The organism is Coprococcus sp. AF16-22 (genome assembly GCF_003461545.1).
Classification (GTDB): domain Bacteria; phylum Bacillota; class Clostridia; order Lachnospirales; family Lachnospiraceae; genus Coprococcus; species Coprococcus aceti.
This window is the reverse complement of sequence record NZ_QTXH01000009.1, coordinates 79,784-97,638: the sequence shown is the minus strand read 5'-3', so window position 1 is coordinate 97,638 and position 17,855 is coordinate 79,784. Positions and strand designations below refer to the sequence as shown.

Genomic DNA, 17,855 nt, shown 5'->3' with positions numbered 1-17,855 from the left:
AAAACACTTATAATTCTTCTTACAAAAAAATAAACATCTGCCCTGCGATCCCAGGTATACAGGAGTTCGCAGCAGATGTTTTTTTATGTTCATTTATTGTACTATCCTTCCATCCTTCATCTCATATATCTCATCGCACAGATATTCCAGCTCCTCCCTGTCGTGGCAGGCAGTGATTATAAGACTTCCTCCATCACGCAGCTTCAGCAACTCCTTCTTTATGTTCTCTACAGACTCTTCATCAAGTGCGTTGATAGGTTCATCCAGCACTATGACATCCGGCTCTCCCATGATTGCATTTGCTATGCCAAGCTTCTGCTTCATTCCAAGGGAATACTTTCTGTATACCCTCTTATCATCCGGATCAAGACCTGTCCTCTCTATGGCATATCTGACATCGTCATCACTGATCCCTCCCATGAGCTTTGCCAGAAGCCTTAAGTTCCTGAAGCCTGTGTACTGAGGCAGAAATGACGGATTCTCTATCAGAGCACCTATACTCCGTGGAAACTTTATGTCCCTGTGGAGCTCCTCATCATCTATATATATGTGTCCTCCATCAGGTATGAGCAGACCACATATAGCTCTCATAAGCATTGTCTTGCCACAGCCATTCTTTCCACGGAGTCCATATATCCTGCCCGGAGTCATGGTCAGACTGATATCATCAAGTATGACTGAACCCTTTATCTTCTTATTCAGATTTTCTATCCTTATCTCGCTCATATGTATTCTCCTATCAGATTATATCCTTATTATCAAAATACACGATTCCTCCTGCAAATGCAGTGATCAGCATACCAGCCGCAAGCACCACTCCACTCATGGGATTAACCCCATCTGCCACTACATATGACACTCTCTGCCACATCGTATAATTTCCCGACAGATACCATACAGTATAGTATGCCGACAGAACATACACTCCACACACCGCTGCAAAGCTGATAACCGGCGTGATTATAAAACCCGCCAGTACCTGAAGCTGGCTTATCCCCAGCGTTACCAGCATCGGTATAAATAATGTTATCAGAAGCAGATCTGCGGCACTAAGATTGTATGTCTGCGGAGGATACAGCCGTGTTGTCAGCGCCGCCGTCATATCCATGGTCATATCTGCCCCATATGCCGCCGCCATTAAATATATCGTCAGCACACATACAGCAAAATACATTACCACAGCCACCGTACAGTATATGAGCTTGCTGACCCACCAGCTTCTTCTGCTTCCGGACGCAAGGCACACCACTCTCGCATTTGCGGCGAAATCATCACTGGAATAATATGCCAGGAAATAGGCCAGGCCTATCTGGAACGCAAACCAGTATATCGGTATGTAAAATACGCTCCTTGGATCAAAGTAATACACCTCCATCCCCTTCATCGCAAACAGAAGATAGTCCGCAAATGTTCCGTTGGTCAACAGGATATTCCCATCTGCAAGCTCGATAAGATATGCGTGGAGCTCACGTGTCTGCGACACCGCAAACAGTAACGGCAGTATAAAAAGAACACATCTCCTTAATATTCCATTTTCCATATCTCTTCCGAGAAGTCTCAGAGTCCTCATTCCCGCATCACCTCATATCTGTCCACCACATACATTCCTTTTTTATCTGTATTTCCTTCTTTCATAGAATATCCCTTCTTCTGTGCCATATGTATATAAGAACGAGTGCCGCTGCACTCACCGCAGCATACATCGTCACCATCTGGTACCTGTATGTAACCACATTCTGCAGTGGATTGACCATCTGCATGGCTGACCAGGTTCCAATCCCACGTCCCTCAAACATCACACCGGTAAATACATACAATGCGAACGGAGCCATTATCGTTGAAAATCTGCTCCCGCACCACCTCGCAAAGCACATAGCCACAAGACCTGTTATCCCTCCAAACACTGCATCGAGCAGCGTAAACAGCAGCGCATAGCACACAGGATGCTCTGCAAATATTCTCGGGAACATGTGGCAGTCTATAATTCCTGCATACAAAAATGTCAGTTTTTCCGGTCTTTTATCCGGATATATCCCCGCAGCAATGAACATGGCTATGAGCAGCGGGCACGCCACGGCTGCCGCTCCCGAAGCCGCCACAGCCGCTTCCTTTGCAATCATATAGCTTAAGCGGGACGTCTTAATACATATACTGCTTTCATATCCGGTTTTTTGATCCTGATAACACGACCCCGCATACGGAAAACACGCAATCAGTGGCAGCAGTACGTAAAACAAGCTGTTGTATGCAAACTGATAGTCTGTCCCGATCCATGTCTGGATCAAAGCCCTGCCTCTGTTAAATCCATACTGGCTGACATTAAGCCATATGTCCGCCAGCCCAATCAACGTTCCCAGAGCTACGCTTACTGCAAGCCACTTATTTCTGAACGCTCTGGTCATTTCAAATCTTAATACTCTCATATCTCAACACCACTTCATTCAATATCCAGTCTGATCATCAGCTTATCAGGTTCAAGGGTGAGTACATAATAGAAGCTCTCCCGCTCCAGGTTATCCCACGTATCCCTGCTAAATGACACCCGCGCCAGACTTGTCACATACCATATATCCTGATTCATTCCGGGCTCCAGATCATTACTTGTAAACGTATTCAGTTCCCGGCCAGAATACAAATTCACCGAACTGCACCATGTCTGTGACTCAAAGCCACACTCAGTCGCCGCCATCACAGTATCCCAATCGATCGGTTCTTCAGTTGTATTATCTACATTCAGGCGTGTACAGATAAACCGATCCTCCGGGCTCAGCACATCCACACTGTCCACATTAAAACGTGCTTTATACTCATCTATACTGTATATGCGGGTCTCCCTGCATTTTATAAGCAATCCATCCACCGATACATTCTCAGCCGCTTCTACAACTCTGGTGTCATCACTGTACGCCCTGTTAACGCTGAATATTCTTCCGCACCACAAGGTGACTGCACACAAGCTCACAACACCCAATGCCATCAGAACACCTCTCCTCATGCATATACCTCCACAAAATCTGATTCCCACCTCATGGCTTGTCATCCGCTTCCGGCTTTGGGAGTGCATCCAGATCCACAAAATCCGGAAGATCCGCCGGATTGTACGTAAAATATCCTGTGATCACCTGTCCATAATAATATTTCACGCCATCCTCCGGCTCCTGTGGCACAACAAGTCCAATCGTACATTCCATTGTCTCGTGTCCTTCCAGTCTGTATAGATAGTACCAACTGGCTCTGTCATCGCCCTCTGTGTGGACTGATTTGTCAAAGTATACCATTCCTTCTACGAACGAAACCTCACTCTCACCGGGAATCCTCTCCACAATGTCGTATGGGAACACATTCTTCACAACCGCATCCCCGGTATTCGTCAGTCTGCACTTAATAAAATACAGCTTATTGGTCTTTACCACAGTCTGCGTATGCTTATCTATCACATCCTGATACTGTGCAGTTATCTCCTCACACTCCTCAGGAGTATACGCATCCCCTGCCGACTCCTGAAATTCCTTGTATCCCGGAGCCTCCTCATACAGAGCATCCCAGTCTGTTATCTCCTCCTCCGACTCAGGCTCCGGCAGAGTCTCACTGCGAAAATATTCAACCGGATATTTATCCTCTGTTGTTATCTCGTCACCTGTGTATACATCAGCCGACAGCAGCTCTATCTTCACCGCTCCTGACATCAGCACGTTATCACCCACACCTTCTTTTTCACTTATTTTCTCTCCGGTCTTGTTTCCCGAAGCTTCGCTGTCTGTCTCTTCAGATGCCGCCTCAGACGACTTCCTTAACGCTCTGTCCTCTGGGGTTTCCCGTTTTTTCTGGAGCACATACGCCGAAGCTGCCACTGCTGCCATGATCAGCACTGCTGCCACTGTCATCACAAGATATCTTTTCTTCTTCACTTCTACTCCTCCCAACTCTGCCTTTGCCATCCGTCTTATGTCACTGCTTTAATCAGTCATAAATAGTGTAATTTCTTGTGGAATCCGGACTCCACCAGCCCTTTGAATCAGTCTGTGCTTTGACTGTCCTGTGCATCCTCAAGCCTGCATAGGCATAGCCTTTCTCGTTTACCATGTTTGTGATACTCGCCTCAATTCCAAGCGGAATAATATGCGTATCAGATTTTACTATTGGGTTTGTCCCTTTTGATGAATGCGAGCCCATTACTGTGTAACTGAGCTTTGGTCCTACTGTTGGATATACATAAACCTTTGTCTTATTATATTTACGTCTGTACGAACTATAACCATATCCGCTGTTATTGTTGCTAAAAGTAAACAGCTCGTTATCTGTATTAGAATATGATTCTTTGCATGTAACCACTGTACCTGCATTATTTGTATGTACATTCTCAGCCTTAGCAGGTGCAGCAATTCCCGCTGCTCCTGACACTGCCATCGCTCCTGCAACAGCGAACATCGCAAGCTTTGATTTCATTGACTTCTTCATAACCTTTTGTCCCTCCTAATTAATTATCTGCGGTCTTTACTCCAATTTTGCCACTTTTAACAATTTTGCTATTGTACTTTTCTGTGTCTGATAGTACAATCCGTTTATCAAGATTTTTCCAGCAAATGATTGTCTTGATATTTCTAATATCCTGAAGCTCAACTCTTCAGGATATTTTACTTTGTCTCTTTCTGTGAATCGATATTCCTGAGACACTCTGGGAGTTCTATCTCTCCCCATGCACCGAAACATCCTGTCAGTCTAATCACATCTTCTGCCATATTCTCAAGTATGTCCGACAGCATATTTCTAACCCTCTTCTGCGTCACGCATTGTCACCCCCTTTTTATTTCTTTTTATCAGAGATGATAATTTTAATATCATCACTTCTATAATCTGCAACAACCATATCCATACAATATAGTTATTGTAAGATTTCACCCCAAGACTCACCGCTCCAATTATCAGCACACCTGCTATACCACGAGCCTTTATCATATTTTTTCTATGTTGATTATATTTAGGTCTCTGTTTTGATGGTATAGGCGCAAATAATGCTATAACTACTATCTCCGATACCCACAATGAATTCTGCAGTTTGCTTGACAATATAATATTTTCTCCGCATGCTAACACCACGATATAAAACAATACAGTCACCGCTGTACAGCCATACCATGTTTTCATATGTATACCGCCAAGATAATTTCTTGTAAGTTCTATTGTCAATCCTGTTATTATTGCTATATCAACGTGTCCCAATATTGAAAAGAGGCCCAAAATAATTAAATATTTCTCTACCTTGTCAATAAGAAGCAGTATAGAATATTGTATTTTTACATCACGATCCTCATCGCTTCTGTATTTTCTGCCCAGCAGGATCTGTGTTAATAATATTCCCAGCTTATTGTTTAGATTATCTATTTGACCACCTCCACTTTTCTTTTATCATACAACTACTTAGATTGCAATATATTTTGCTTAATTTGTCATGAACGGTATCTATCATGTCATAAACGACAATTGACGCGGTATAAATCGTCTTTGTATAATGTTATATTATCTTTATGGAGGTTGCCATGATACATCATATCGTAGACTCTTTTTGTTATATTATTGAAATTTTATATGATCTCATCATGCTCTCATCCATTGCCGGAGTACATATAAAAGAAATGCGACATCCTGTGATAAGTGCAATTTTATACTTTTGTTTGGGAACCTTTTTTTCATCCCTGTTTCCAGGTGCGCTTGGGTGGATCATCTTATGTTCACTAGCCTATTTAACGACTCTTTTTATCTTAAATACGACTATATTTAATTCTCTAATTGCCTTCGTCATATCACACACTTTTATCCTTCTTATTCAAAATTCTATAATTCTGTTATTTTACAGAGTGAATTTTAATAATCAGATAGCCTCCTCCATCGCAGGCTCCCTGATTACTTTTTCTATTGCTTGTGCTATATGCAGGCTACTTCCATTCCATAGCTTCTACTCTCAGTTGATTAATGGCAGATTTTTATCCAAGTACCTTGTAATACATGTTTTTCTGATAATCATGCTTGAGCTGGGACTGCGTAAATACAGCACATTTAACACAATCATATATATCCCCCTCATCTCATTTTTCACCGTGATAGTCCTCATCACCGACATAGTAATCCTCAGCCAGCAACAGATCATCAGCAAGCAGCAGCACGATCTGGCAAATTACAACGTCTATCAGCCTATGATGGATGATCTGATTGAGGACGTCACGGGAAGGCAGCATGACTTTGACAATATATTGACCGGTATTCGAATGCTTCCATATACACACACCGACTACAGTTCATTAAAGGAGGCTCTTATCAGCAGTTCAGATGAGGTTATATCCGAATACAGAACCACCGAGCTTCTGAAAATCAACATGTTCGTGATCGCCGGGTTTATATACAGCAAACAAAAGCAGGCAGAAAAGGCGCACAAAAAGCTGAATATTGTCGTTCACAGCTATCTGCTCGAGAGCCGGATGCCTGAATATGAGCTGGTCAGGGTTCTGGGAATACTCATCGACAATGCACTGGAGGCCATATCTGAGCACGATAGTATGACTCTGCACCTGGATAGCCGGGACGGCAGGATCATCATCACCACTCTGAACAAAGGTCCTCTGCTAACACCCGAGATCAGAGCAAAGCTTTTCACGGCAGGCTATACCACCAAGACCTGTGATCGTCAGAAGCACGGTCTTGGTCTTTACAATCTCAGGCGTCTGGTATTTAAATATAATGGAAAAATATATCTGGAAAACGATTATCTTCTGGATGATACTCTGGTGCGTTTTGAAGTAATGGTTTAAAATACAACACATAGAAGGAAGGAGTCTTTTATAATGAGAGCTTTGGTAGTTGAAGACAATGTGGCACAATTAAATGGTCTGGCAGAAATAATAGAAGAAAGCTTCCCCGACATAGAATGTCTGAAGGCCGCCTGTTATGATGATGCTCTGGCTCTGGCAGATTCGCACAGCATCCAGCTTTTTCTGCTGGATATACAGCTTGGCGCCGACCCGGATAAGGACGGAATAACGCTGGGAGAACAATTGCGGAGGAATCCGCGTTATCAGACAACTCCTATTTTGTACGTGACAGCTCTTGTAAACGAAGCTCCCAGAGCGATCCACAAGACCAACTGCTACGATTATCTGGTCAAGCCCTACTCACAGCAGGATCTGATAGAATCTGTCTCCAAGCTTCTGAACCTTTCTCTGATCAGGGAGGAACCAATAGAGCTTACCGACAGAGATGGTGTACTTGCCAGGATCAGACCAGACAATATACTATACATTAAATCCGAGCTGCGAAACATGCATGTCCACACAACCACCGGACTATTTATATCCACAGGAACACGACTCTCTGTATTTGCGGACTCTCTTCCATCGTATTTTGCGCGCTGCCACAAGAGCTTTATCGTAAACCTTCATCATGTGGATACCTACGACAAGGTTACCGCCATGGTATCGCTTGACACACCGGACTATCAATGGATACCGGTTGGCCGCAAATATGCCACAGAGTTTGGTCACAGACTTAAGGCTTCCACAACTGCGCACAAACACGTTGAACAGGCTTAGCAATGATAAGGAGTATTTGAAATGCCGAATTCTATAATTGATCTCCTATGCTTTACATTGGAAACAATGAAGGATGTTATTTTTATATCTGCCCTCATCGGAAGAAAATTCCGGGATATGCGCCACCCAATTATTGGAATGGCTGCTTACCTTATACTCGGGAATGCAGTTTCCTTAATTTTCCCAAATGCATTTGGATGGCTGACATTATGCCTGCTGTCCTATCTCATGCTGTTGTATATTATGAAGACCAGATATTTTTATGTATTGATGGCGTATATTCTTGAATATCTGTATGCGGCTTTTCTTGAGGACATTATCATCATGGGTATGACACGTCTGGGTGCGAACAATGAGACATACTTGTCCATTTCCTGTGCTGTATTTTCATTTCTGATTTCAGTGGCTCTGTGCAGATATGCGCCTATGAACCATGTGTTCCAAACCTTCATGGGCGGCAGTGGAATTATCAAATTCCTGTCTATTCATTTGTACGTTGTGTTTATGATCGAGACCGGGCTGTACAAATTCAGTACCATCGACACCTCGGTGTATATACCTGTGATATCATGCTTTGCAGTTGTGGTCATTCTCTCGGATATCATCATTCTGGGACAGCAGCGAACCATAGGAAAGCAGCAGCACGATCTGGAATGCTTTAAAACCTATCAGCCTATGATGGCTGATCTGATAAAGGATCTGCGAAGCAAACAGCATGACTTTGACAACCATCTGACTGCAGTCAGAATGCTTCCATACACCTATAGGGATTATGAGTCTCTGAAAAATGCCCTGATAAACTATTCAGACAATATGGTATCTGAATACCGTGAGTCTGAGCTGCTTCGCATCAATCTGTCTGTTGTCGCCGGTTTTATATATAGCAAGATGATCAATGCCGAAAAGAACGGAAAGACTCTGAATGTGATAGTCAGACAGCATACATTGAAAAGCTGTATGCCCGAATATGAAATCATACGTATACTTGGAATATTAATAGACAATGCTCTGGAGGCTGTAGATGCTCCGGGATCTGCCACCCTGTCTCTTGACAGCAGTCAGAACCAGATCATCATAAGCACCATGAACAAAGGTCCTGTGTTGAGCTCTGATCTTAGAAGAAATATGTTTACCTACGGCTACACAACCAAGACCATCGACAAGCAGCATCACGGATATGGTCTTCCGAACATGAAAAAGCTTGTGGATGAATATGAGGGAAAGATATGTCTGGATAACCGAACCATATCCGGACAGAATTATATTTGCTTCGAGGTGACAGTGTAACGCAGCTCATGCACATAGAAAACCGGCAGTATACAGTTGGACTTCAACTCATATACTGCCGGTTTTCTATGCTTATCTATGGTCTGCCTGTTACAGCTCTACATTCCAGAAATCCTTGATGGTTGCGAAGTAATCCTCAGGTGTCTCTGCACGGCGGATAAGCTTAAATGAGCCGTCCGGTCTGAGCAGAACCTCTGCTGACTTCAGCTTGCCGTTGTAGTTGTAGCCCATGGCAAAGCCGTGTGCTCCTGTGTCGTGGATGACAAGGATATCTCCCATGTCGATCTTTGGAAGCATTCTGTCTATAGCGAACTTATCATTGTTCTCGCACAACGAGCCTGTCACATCATACTTGTGATCGCATGGCTCATTCTCCTTGCCGAGAACTGTGATATGATGGTATGCACCGTACATGGCAGGTCTCATGAGGTTGACTGCACATGCGTCCACTCCGATGTACTCCTTGTGTGTGTGCTTCTCATGAATGGCTGTTGTAACCAGGTGCCCGTAAGGTGCCAGCATGAAACGTCCGAGCTCTGTGAAGATAGCTACATCACCCATGCCTGCCGGTACAAGCACTTCCTCATATACCTTTCTGACACCCTCGCCGATGACCATGATGTCATTTGGCTCTTTGTCCGGTGTATATGGGATTCCAACTCCGCCTGACAGGTTGATGAAGTCAAGCTTCACTCCGGTCTTCTCCTTGATCTCAACTGCTGTCTCAAACAGAATCTTTGCAAGTGTTGGATAATATTCATTTGTCACTGTATTGCTGGCAAGGAATGCATGCATTCCGAATCTCTTCACGCCCTTTGCCTTGAGGATCTTGTATGCCTCGATGATCTGATCCTTTGTCATACCATACTTTGCATCACCAGGGTTGTCCATGATGGTGGTTGATATGGAGAACTTTCCGCCCGGATTGAATCTACAGCAGATCTTCTCTGGAATTCCTGCTGCCTTCTCCAGGAAATCAATGTGTGTGAAATCGTCAAGATTGATGGTTGCGTTCAGCTTCTTTGCAAGCACGAATTCTTCGGCAGGGGTGTCATTGGACGAGAACATGATCTCATCGCCCTTAAATCCCATCTTGTCTGACATCATAAGCTCTGTCAGTGATGAACAGTCTGTTCCGCAGCCCTCTTCCTTGAGGATCTTGAGTATCGTTGGGTTCGGAGTAGCCTTTACAGCGAAATACTCCTTGAATCCTTTATTCCATGAAAACGCCTTATAAAGCTTTCGCGCATTCTCTCTGATTCCTTCTTCATCGTAAATGTGAAACGGTGTAGGGATCTCCCTGATGATCTCCTCTGCCTTTGCCTTTGTAATAAATGGTGTCTTCATCTTTTTTTGTCCTTTCTGTGCTGTATTATGGCAAGTATCCTGCATACTATGCGTTGTTCTCCGCTGCGACAAGGTTCTCACTCTTGTGCATCTTACGGAGAAGTGGCTTTTCTATCTTACCTGTAGCATTTCTCGGAACGTGCTCAAATATGATCTTCCTTGGTCTCTTGTATCTTGGAAGTTCTTTACAGAACTCGTTGATCTCCTCCTCTGTGCAGGTCATGCCATCCTTTACCTCTATGATGGCCGCTGTGATCTCTCCGAGACGGGCATCTGCGATACCGATGACTGCAACGTCCTTGATCTTCTCGTATTTGCTGAGGAAGTTCTCTATCTGTACAGGGTAGATATTCTCTCCACCACTGATTATAACATCTTTCTTTCTATCTACAAGATAAATAAATCCATCTTCGTCCTGCATAGCCATATCTCCTGTGTACAGCCAGCCATCCTTCAGGCACTCCTCTGTCGCCTTTGGATTCTTGTAGTAGCAGGTCATGACACCAGGTCCCTTGAGGATAAGCTCACCGACTGCGCCCTGCTCAACCTCTGTTCCGTCCTCATTCACGATCTTTGCCTGCCAGCCATAACCCGGCACACCGATGGCTCCGACCTTATGTATGTTCTCTACTCCCAGATGTACAGCGCCCGGTCCGATGGACTCTGAAAGTCCATAGTTCGTGTCGTACTGATGGTTAGGGAATATCTCTTTCCATTTCTTTATAAGACTCTGTGGTACAGGCTGTGCTCCGATGTGCATCAGTCTCCACTGTGACAGCTCATAATCCTCCAGATGTACATCGCCGTTCTCTATTGCAAGCAGTATATCCTGAGCCCATGGCACAAGAAGCCATACTATAGTACACTTCTCATCGCTTACCGTCTGAAGTATGGTCTTAGCACTTACGCCCTTGAGCAGAACGGCTTTGCCGCCCACTATCAGGCTTCCAAACCAGTGCATCTTGGCACCTGTGTGGTACAGAGGAGGAATACACAGGAATACATCATCCTTTGTCTGTCCGTGATGTACATTCTCGACCTTTGCCGCATGCATCAGGCTCTCATGGTTGTGCAGGATAGCCTTTGGGAATCCTGTTGTTCCAGATGAGAAATATATAGCCGCATCATCACTGTCCTTGATGTCTCTCTTCTCGAATACACTTGAGCAGTTGGATGTCAGCTTGTCATAGTCCTCCGCAAATGTAGGACAGTTGCCTCCCACATAGAAGAGGATTCTCTTCTCAGCTATCTCGTCAACGACAGCCTCTATACGTCCGATGAACTCAGGGCCAAATACAAGCACGTCGACATCCGCAAGCTCTACACAGTATTTAATCTCCTCCGCATCGTATCTGAAGTTGAACGGAACCACTATAGCTCCCGTCTTCAACACTCCGAAATATATTGGAAGCCACTCAAGGCAGTTCATCATGAGGATACCTACCTTGTCTCCCTTCTGGATTCCACGTGACACCAGAAGATTAGCAAATCTGTTTGCCTTCTCATTGAACACGCTCCATGTGATCTCTCTTCTGTACTGGCATGTAGGATTCGACTCTATGAGCTCATACTCTCTCCATGTAACCCTTCTCGTCTCCTGCACATCAGGATTTATCTCTACCAGAGCGACATCATTTCCGTATTCTCTGGCATTTCTCTCTAAGTAATCTGTGATTGGCATAACCGTAACTCCTAACCTCTCTTAATAATTGCTCTTCTTTCTCAATTAAAAGCTTTAACGCGTTAAATTGCACGCTCTTTACAGTATATCCCTCACATGGAAAATATACAATAGGCAATTACATTTGAATACTATCATAAAAAATAGTGCTGATGTATAAGTTTTTTATCACTTATACATCAGCACTATTTCTTTTTCATGGATTCATCACTCTACGCATAGAATGACGCCTTGATCATATTGATATAACTGTTCATCATCTGTGATCCCACAAATGTCGCGATCATCAGTCCTACGCTGAGCGCCGGGCCAAATGCGAAATGATCGTCCTTGCCCTTCTTTCGCCTTGCAAGAAGTATCACGCCCTGGCATCCACCTATGATAAGTCCGATGAAGAACGCTATGACCGTAGCCTTCCAGCCAAGGAAGAATCCTGCGGCAAACATGAGCTTGATATCTCCACCGCCAAATCCATCCGGAATGACCAGCACTATCAGGAACAGTGGAAGACTCACACATATCATTCCTATGAGCCTGCTCACAAGTGAGAGATCACCGCCTGTCAGAGAAAAGCCTCCTCTTGTGAATATGGATATAACTCCAAGCACCAGTATGCATACATTCAGCACAAATGGTATCTCCATGGTGTCCGCGTCTATGAATGTGATGATAGTCAGCAGTGCAAAGAACAGGAATACCGTGACCGCCTCAAGGCTCACATCAAACTGCCACACCATCAGCACTCCGAACACTCCACCAAGTATCTGTATGAACAGGCATCTCGGAGAAAACTTCTCAAAACTCTTCGGCTTTCCCTTAAAAATATTCTCATTGTTCGGCAGCTTGAGTATGATCTCATTCGCCAGAGTGAAAAGCACCACCCCAAGTAAAAACGCAACTATACAAGCTGCTATATTAATTGAATTCATAAACAAAATATCCCTTCTAAAAATATTACTGCTCACGATGGTCGATGACACGCTGTGTCTTCTTCTCACTTCTAGGCAGCGTTCCAACAGGGACAACTGTGATCTTCGGTGTAACTCCGATCCTTGACTTGAACAGATCTCTGATCTGACGTCCTGTCTGCTCGAAATCTACACGTCCCTCGGCCTCAACTGTAACCAGCATGATATCCTTATTGGCAGGCTCATCATGGGCTATATTTATGGTGTACTCGCTTGGGACTCCATCCACAAGTGCAAGCAGCTCCTCAACCTGGCTTGGGAACATATTTACGCCGTGTACCTTGAACATATCGTCACTTCTGCCCTTGATGATATCCAATCTAGGATGCTTTCTTCCGCATGGACACTCACCCGGAATGATCCTTGATATATCGTGTGTCCTGAAACGGATGAGCGGAGCTCCCTCCTTCACCAGAGTAGTGATAACGATCTCTCCCTCCTCTCCGTCAGGGAGAGTCTTTCCGGTCTTCGGATCTATTATCTCTATATAAACATAATCATCCCAATAGTGCATTCCATTCTGGGCATCACAGCTTATTCCGATACCAGGTCCATAGATCTCTGTAAGTCCATATATATCATACAGCTCTATTCCAAGCTTCTCTTTTATATACTTTCTCTTCTTCTCACTCCAGCGCTCTGAGCCAAATACGCCCTTCTTCAAATGTATCTTATCCTTAAGCCCTCTCTTATCTATCTCTTCGGCAAGAAGAAGTGCGTATGATGATGTTGCTGTGAGAACTGTACTTTCAAGATCGATCATCATCTGTAACTGTTTGTCAGTATTTCCAGGGCCCATAGGAATCACCATGGCACCAAGCTTCTCCGCGCCTGCCTGAAATCCTATTCCGGCTGTCCACAGACCATATCCCGGAGTGATATGTACTCGGTCTTTCTTTGTCACTCCGGCTGTCTCGTAGCATCTTGCGAACATGATTGCCCAATCATCGACATCCTTTGCTGTGTAAGGTATGATGACCGGCTTTCCTGTTGTTCCTGAAGATGAATGGATACGTACCACTTCCTCATCCGGAACAGCCTGTATTCCCAGCGGGTAAGCATTTCTCAGGTCATCCTTGCTTGAAAACGGAAGCTCCTCAAATGCCTCCTGACTTGTCACATCTGTTATACCAAGCTCTCTGTACTTCTTACCATAATAGCTGTCAGTCTTTACAAGTCTCTTTATCTGAGCGTCCACCTGACTGAGCTGTGTGTCATTTAACTTCATAATTTTTACTCTCCTTTTCCCTTTTGTCAGCCCATCGCCAACTACATCTTCATCGCATATTCAAATACTTTCTTGTTCACCTCTACAAACTTCGGATTCACTCCATTCTCAATGGCTGATATGATATCCGCCTCGTCAAGTCCCAGTCTGCCGCTGGCTGCTGCAACCCCGAGGAGTGCTATGTTGTAGAACTTTGCCGAACCAAATTCACGGCTTATCGCCGCGCCATCCATGACTATGCAATCGCATTTGTCCTTCAGGTAGTCAAGCATCGGCTGTGCCTCGTAGCCTGAATTCATGAGCGAGTCAGTCGCCGGTTTCACCGGGACGTTGTTGGTGATGACGATTCCTCCCTTTTTCAGATAAGCCAGATTGCGCACAGCCTCTGCAGGCTCAAACGCAAGTATAATGTCAGCACCGCCCTGGGCTATGAGTGGCGAATACGCCTCACCGATCCTCACATGGCTCGTGACACTTCCGCCTCTCTGTGCCATACCTATGGTCTCCGCCGAATGTACCGTCTCACCCTTTGCCATATACGCCGATGCGATGAGCTTGGACGCAAGAACCGTTCCCTGTCCGCCTACACCGCAGACCAGAATATCCTTATTCATTGCTAGCACCTCCTATCGCACCCACCGGACAGATCTGTGAGCACAGACCGCATCCCGTACACAGGCTTTCATCTATCGCCACCTTGCCATCCTTCAGGATGATTGCAGGACAGCCTATCTCTCTTATACATTTCTTACACTGTATGCACTTTTCTGATATCTCCATCTTGCCCGACGGCTTGGTGATGGCTATACAAGGTGACTTGAAAATGATCGCTTTGACGCCCCTGATATCCGCACACTCCTTAACTGCTGCCACGCTGGCCTCAAGATCAAGCGGATCAACAGTGACTATCTGCTTCACTCCGATTCCCTCGAGCACCTTCTGTATGCTCACCTTGTCCACGAACTGACCCATCATATTGCGTCCTGTTCCCGGATGTGGCTGGTGTCCCGTCATGGCTGTGGTCGAGTTGTCGAGCACACACAGGATCATATTCGCATCATTGTAAACTGCATTTACCACGCCTGTCATACCCGATGCAAAGAATGTGGAGTCTCCCACAAATGCAAAGCACACGCCATCTTCATCCACCCAGTGGAAGCCCTGCGCCATGGTGATTCCGGCTCCCATACACAGACAGGTATCCACCATGTCAAGCGGCATGGCATTTCCAAGTGTATAGCATCCTATATCTCCGCAGAAGTAGCTCTTTCTTCCAGCCATCGCCTTCTTTACCGCGTAGAATGACGCTCTGTGAGGGCATCCCGCACACAGCACCGGAGGTCTCACAGGAAGCTCTGGTGCATCTGACACATCCACCTGGGAAGTCTTCTCAAGGTCAAGGAAACCGCACAGGATATCCGCAGCCTTGTTGGTAGAAAGCTCTCCGCTCGCCGGCACATCCCCGGTCTGCTTTCCTCTGACATCTATATCCATATGATATCTGCCTGCAAGGCGTAATATCTGATTCTCTATGTATGGGCTGAGCTCCTCAAGACACATGACCTCCGTCACTCCGTCCAGCGCATCCTTCACAAACTGCTCTGGGAACGGATGCGGGGTTGCTATACGGACCAGCTTCACATCAGGCACGTTCTTAAGTGTCTCCTTTGCATAGCAGTAGCTGATTCCCGATGCGAATACCGCCTTGCTGCCGCTGCCCTCCACCGTATTCATGGAATAGCTGCCGAAGTCGTCCCCAATCTCTACATTTCTTTTTTCTATCATTGCATGATTGGCAAATGACAATCTCGGGAAGATGACCCATTTCTTTGAATCCTTTACAAATCCCTCATATTCCTTTGCCTTCCACTCGTCTTTTACCTCTATGGATGCGTATGCATGACACACTCTGGTTGTCGGTCTGAACAAAACAGGGGTCTTGTATTTCTCCGAGTAGTCAAATGCATCCTGTATCATCTGATATGCCTCCTCAGGAGTCGACGGGTCAAATACCGGGATCCTGCAGAAGTCCGCAAACATCCTCGTATCCTGCTCCGTCTGTGACGATATCGGTCCCGGATCGTCCGCAGACACGATGACCATTCCGCCCTTTATCCCGACATACGCCAGCGACATAATCGGATCCGATGCCACGTTGAGGCCCACCTGTTTCATGGTCACAAGCGTCCTCGCTCCACTGTATGATGCACTGGCAGCAACCTCCATGGCCGCCTTCTCATTTACCGACCACTCCACATGTACTCCGTCATGCGGATATTTCGCCACTGTCTCCAATATCTCCGAAGACGGGGTTCCCGGATATCCCGCCACCAGGTTCAGTCCCGCCGCAAGTGCGCCTAGGGCTATGGCTCCGTTACCCATAACATATTCTTTTCTCATAACAATACTACCTTCCAAGTCATTTATAATTTCTCTTATATTTCGATATTATACCCTCCACGGCTTTCAATGACAACAAATATTCGGGGCAGCACCACTTTACTGTTATAAAGTGGTGCTGCCCCTTCTAATTCATGCTCTTCTTTTTAACATGCATATGTGATACAATATTTCTTGAATTTTTATAGAAGGAGAATAACCATGAACAACAGACCATTTGCCGGCAGAACTGCTGCCGTTATAGATCTGGCAAAGCTCAGGAGCAATATTGCCAACATAAAATCAAGACTGAAACCGGGTGTTGAATTTATCGCTGTCATGAAGGGCGATGGATACCGCCACGGTATTGCAGGACTTTACCCGACACTCAAGGAATGTGGCATAGACAGCTACGCCGTTGCCATCTGGGAAGAGGGAAAGATGCTCAGGGACGCGGGGGCCACAGAGTCTATCCTTATCCTCGGCGATACAGCAGATGACATGCTGGATGAGGCCGCAAAGTACGACCTTGATCTCACTGTCTTTTCAATGGAGGGTGCTGAGAACATGGCTGCCGCTGCAAGAAGAGCCGGCAAGAAACAGAATGTCCAGATAAAGCTGAACACCGGTATGAACCGAATAGGATTCCCGGTATGTCAGGAATCATTTGACACTATAAAGAAGATCTGCGAGATGGATGACCTGAACGTAACAGGTATATTTACACATTTTGCAAGGGCAGACGAGGGCGACCACACAAGTGCAAGAAAGCAGCTTGACCTATACCTCCACGCCGTAAATGAACTTGAGAAAATGGGGGTTGTCATACCAAAGCACCACGTAGCCAACAGCCCTGCCATACTGATGTTGCCTGAGGCACAGCTCGACGCAGTCAGATGCGGTGATATCCTCTATGGTCTCACTCCTTCTGATGATTTTGACTGGAAGAATTCAGGACTTCAGGAGATCCTCAGCTGGTACACATACGTTGCCATGGTGAAGGAGGTTCCTGCCGGATCTGAGATTGGATACGGCGGAACATTTGTCACTGAAAGGCCTACAAAGATCGCCACACTTCCGGTTGGATTTGCAGACGGATACAGCCGTTACCTGTCCAACAAGGGCAAGGTCATCATAAATGGTCATGAGGCACCGATCATCGGACGCGTATGTATGGATCAGTGCATGGCGGACGTCACAGACATCCCGGATGTACAGCGCGGCGACACTGTAACCCTTCTCGGTGAGGGCATGTCCATCGAGGACATGGCAAATATGCTTGACACCAATGTGGATGTGATCGTGTGCAACATATCGGTGAGGGTTCCGAGGGTGTATATAAATGGGGATATCTGATCGGCAGTATTGGGGAAAGGGAGATTTGT

Annotated in this window: 18 protein-coding genes; 4 read left to right on the top strand and 14 right to left on the bottom strand. The window is 45.5% G+C overall.

The genetic code is table 11. The features are described from left to right. Window positions 1-93: 93 nt before the first annotated feature. The 8 genes from DWW60_RS10420 to DWW60_RS10390 all read right to left on the bottom strand — a co-directional run bounded on the left by DWW60_RS10420 (window position 94) and on the right by DWW60_RS10390 (window position 5,334). On the bottom strand, window positions 94-726 hold the full coding sequence (locus DWW60_RS10420; RefSeq protein WP_117875331.1) for an ABC transporter ATP-binding protein: 633 nt from the start codon (window positions 724-726) through the stop codon (window positions 94-96). A gap of 13 nt (window positions 727-739) precedes the next feature. Beyond that, complete coding sequence (locus tag DWW60_RS10415) at window positions 740-1,570, bottom strand: hypothetical protein (protein ID WP_117549805.1); 831 nt, start codon at window positions 1,568-1,570, stop codon at window positions 740-742. A 61-nt stretch (window positions 1,571-1,631) separates the two neighbouring features. Continuing rightward, complete coding sequence (locus tag DWW60_RS10410) at window positions 1,632-2,423, bottom strand: hypothetical protein (protein ID WP_015534349.1); 792 nt, start codon at window positions 2,421-2,423, stop codon at window positions 1,632-1,634. Between the two features lie 14 nt (window positions 2,424-2,437). After that, entirely contained in the window at window positions 2,438-2,995 is a 558-nt protein-coding gene (locus DWW60_RS10405) for a hypothetical protein (RefSeq protein ID WP_015534350.1), read from the bottom strand. A gap of 31 nt (window positions 2,996-3,026) precedes the next feature. Further along, entirely contained in the window at window positions 3,027-3,908 is an 882-nt protein-coding gene (locus tag DWW60_RS10400; RefSeq protein ID WP_238051178.1) for a hypothetical protein, read from the bottom strand. Window positions 3,909-3,960: 52 nt separating this feature from the next. Continuing rightward, window positions 3,961-4,458: a hypothetical protein gene (locus DWW60_RS10395; RefSeq protein WP_015534352.1), complete on the bottom strand. Its 498-nt coding sequence runs from the start codon at window positions 4,456-4,458 to the stop codon at window positions 3,961-3,963. Window positions 4,459-4,634: 176 nt separating this feature from the next. Beyond that, window positions 4,635-4,787: a hypothetical protein gene (locus tag DWW60_RS13435; RefSeq protein WP_156332998.1), complete on the bottom strand. Its 153-nt coding sequence runs from the start codon at window positions 4,785-4,787 to the stop codon at window positions 4,635-4,637. After that, window positions 4,768-5,334 (bottom strand): accessory gene regulator B family protein, encoded by a 567-nt coding sequence (locus DWW60_RS10390; protein ID WP_243147829.1) that lies wholly within the window; start codon window positions 5,332-5,334, stop codon window positions 4,768-4,770. The genes DWW60_RS13435 and DWW60_RS10390 overlap by 20 nt, the downstream gene beginning before the upstream one ends. 686 nt (window positions 5,335-6,020) lie before the next feature. On the opposite strand from DWW60_RS10390, the gene DWW60_RS13430 reads away from it, so the two are divergent. The 3 genes from DWW60_RS13430 to DWW60_RS10375 are packed head-to-tail and all read left to right on the top strand — an operon-like array spanning window position 6,021 to window position 8,867. After that, window positions 6,021-6,803 carry a sensor histidine kinase gene (locus DWW60_RS13430; protein ID WP_015534354.1) on the top strand — a complete coding sequence of 261 codons (783 nt, stop codon included), beginning with the start codon at window positions 6,021-6,023 and terminating at the stop codon, window positions 6,801-6,803. 33 nt (window positions 6,804-6,836) lie between these two features. Next, window positions 6,837-7,580 (top strand): LytR/AlgR family response regulator transcription factor, encoded by a 744-nt coding sequence (locus DWW60_RS10380; protein WP_022217447.1) that lies wholly within the window; start codon window positions 6,837-6,839, stop codon window positions 7,578-7,580. Between the two features lie 21 nt (window positions 7,581-7,601). Continuing rightward, window positions 7,602-8,867 (top strand): sensor histidine kinase, encoded by a 1,266-nt coding sequence (locus tag DWW60_RS10375; protein WP_117875328.1) that lies wholly within the window; start codon window positions 7,602-7,604, stop codon window positions 8,865-8,867. A 90-nt stretch (window positions 8,868-8,957) separates the two neighbouring features. Here DWW60_RS10375 and DWW60_RS10370 read toward each other — a convergent pair whose 3' ends face one another. The 6 genes from DWW60_RS10370 to iorA all read right to left on the bottom strand — a co-directional run bounded on the left by DWW60_RS10370 (window position 8,958) and on the right by iorA (window position 16,491). Continuing rightward, window positions 8,958-10,214 (bottom strand): diaminopimelate decarboxylase, encoded by a 1,257-nt coding sequence (locus DWW60_RS10370; RefSeq protein WP_055146098.1) that lies wholly within the window; start codon window positions 10,212-10,214, stop codon window positions 8,958-8,960. 46 nt (window positions 10,215-10,260) lie between these two features. Then, window positions 10,261-11,895 carry a class I adenylate-forming enzyme family protein gene (locus tag DWW60_RS10365; RefSeq protein ID WP_015534358.1) on the bottom strand — a complete coding sequence of 545 codons (1,635 nt, stop codon included), beginning with the start codon at window positions 11,893-11,895 and terminating at the stop codon, window positions 10,261-10,263. 212 nt (window positions 11,896-12,107) lie between these two features. Then, a complete protein-coding gene (locus DWW60_RS10360; protein ID WP_022217444.1) occupies window positions 12,108-12,824 on the bottom strand; it encodes a prepilin peptidase in 717 nt (238 codons plus the stop codon). Window positions 12,825-12,849: 25 nt separating this feature from the next. Further along, window positions 12,850-14,091, bottom strand: coding sequence for a phenylacetate--CoA ligase family protein (locus DWW60_RS10355; protein WP_117875327.1), 1,242 nt, complete (start codon window positions 14,089-14,091; stop codon window positions 12,850-12,852). Between the two features lie 41 nt (window positions 14,092-14,132). Continuing rightward, window positions 14,133-14,705 (bottom strand): indolepyruvate oxidoreductase subunit beta, encoded by a 573-nt coding sequence (locus DWW60_RS10350; protein ID WP_055222410.1) that lies wholly within the window; start codon window positions 14,703-14,705, stop codon window positions 14,133-14,135. Then, the gene (gene iorA / locus DWW60_RS10345) at window positions 14,698-16,491 is read right to left on the bottom strand and encodes an indolepyruvate ferredoxin oxidoreductase subunit alpha (protein WP_199414459.1); all 1,794 of its coding nucleotides are present in this window, start codon (window positions 16,489-16,491) and stop codon (window positions 14,698-14,700) included. The genes DWW60_RS10350 and iorA overlap by 8 nt, the downstream gene beginning before the upstream one ends. 201 nt (window positions 16,492-16,692) lie before the next feature. Here iorA and alr point away from each other — a divergent pair, with 201 nt between their 5' ends. Next, window positions 16,693-17,826, top strand: coding sequence for an alanine racemase (gene alr, locus DWW60_RS10340; RefSeq protein WP_022217441.1), 1,134 nt, complete (start codon window positions 16,693-16,695; stop codon window positions 17,824-17,826). The last annotated feature ends 29 nt before the right edge of the window (window positions 17,827-17,855 follow it).

Bases quoted from the DNA above. Each gene is read 5' to 3' on its own strand.
- DWW60_RS10360 (WP_022217444.1), bottom strand. From the start codon at position 12,824: ATGAATTCAATTAATATAGCAGCTTGTATAGTTGCGTTTTTACTTGGG.
- DWW60_RS10365 (WP_015534358.1), bottom strand. From the start codon at position 11,895: ATGCCAATCACAGATTACTTAGAGAGAAATGCCAGAGAATACGGAAAT.
- DWW60_RS10415 (WP_117549805.1), bottom strand. From the start codon at position 1,570: ATGAGGACTCTGAGACTTCTCGGAAGAGATATGGAAAATGGAATATTA.
- alr (WP_022217441.1), top strand. From the start codon at position 16,693: ATGAACAACAGACCATTTGCCGGCAGAACTGCTGCCGTTATAGATCTG.
- DWW60_RS10420 (WP_117875331.1), bottom strand. From the start codon at position 726: ATGAGCGAGATAAGGATAGAAAATCTGAATAAGAAGATAAAGGGTTCA.
- iorA (WP_199414459.1), bottom strand. From the start codon at position 16,491: ATGAGAAAAGAATATGTTATGGGTAACGGAGCCATAGCCCTAGGCGCA.
- DWW60_RS10380 (WP_022217447.1), top strand. From the start codon at position 6,837: ATGAGAGCTTTGGTAGTTGAAGACAATGTGGCACAATTAAATGGTCTG.
- DWW60_RS13430 (WP_015534354.1), top strand. From the start codon at position 6,021: ATGCTTGAGCTGGGACTGCGTAAATACAGCACATTTAACACAATCATA.
- DWW60_RS10405 (WP_015534350.1), bottom strand. From the start codon at position 2,995: ATGAGGAGAGGTGTTCTGATGGCATTGGGTGTTGTGAGCTTGTGTGCA.
- DWW60_RS10355 (WP_117875327.1), bottom strand. From the start codon at position 14,091: ATGAAGTTAAATGACACACAGCTCAGTCAGGTGGACGCTCAGATAAAG.
- DWW60_RS10375 (WP_117875328.1), top strand. From the start codon at position 7,602: ATGCCGAATTCTATAATTGATCTCCTATGCTTTACATTGGAAACAATG.
- DWW60_RS10410 (WP_015534349.1), bottom strand. From the start codon at position 2,423: ATGAGAGTATTAAGATTTGAAATGACCAGAGCGTTCAGAAATAAGTGG.
- DWW60_RS10350 (WP_055222410.1), bottom strand. From the start codon at position 14,705: ATGAATAAGGATATTCTGGTCTGCGGTGTAGGCGGACAGGGAACGGTT.
- DWW60_RS10370 (WP_055146098.1), bottom strand. From the start codon at position 10,214: ATGAAGACACCATTTATTACAAAGGCAAAGGCAGAGGAGATCATCAGG.
- DWW60_RS10395 (WP_015534352.1), bottom strand. From the start codon at position 4,458: ATGAAGAAGTCAATGAAATCAAAGCTTGCGATGTTCGCTGTTGCAGGA.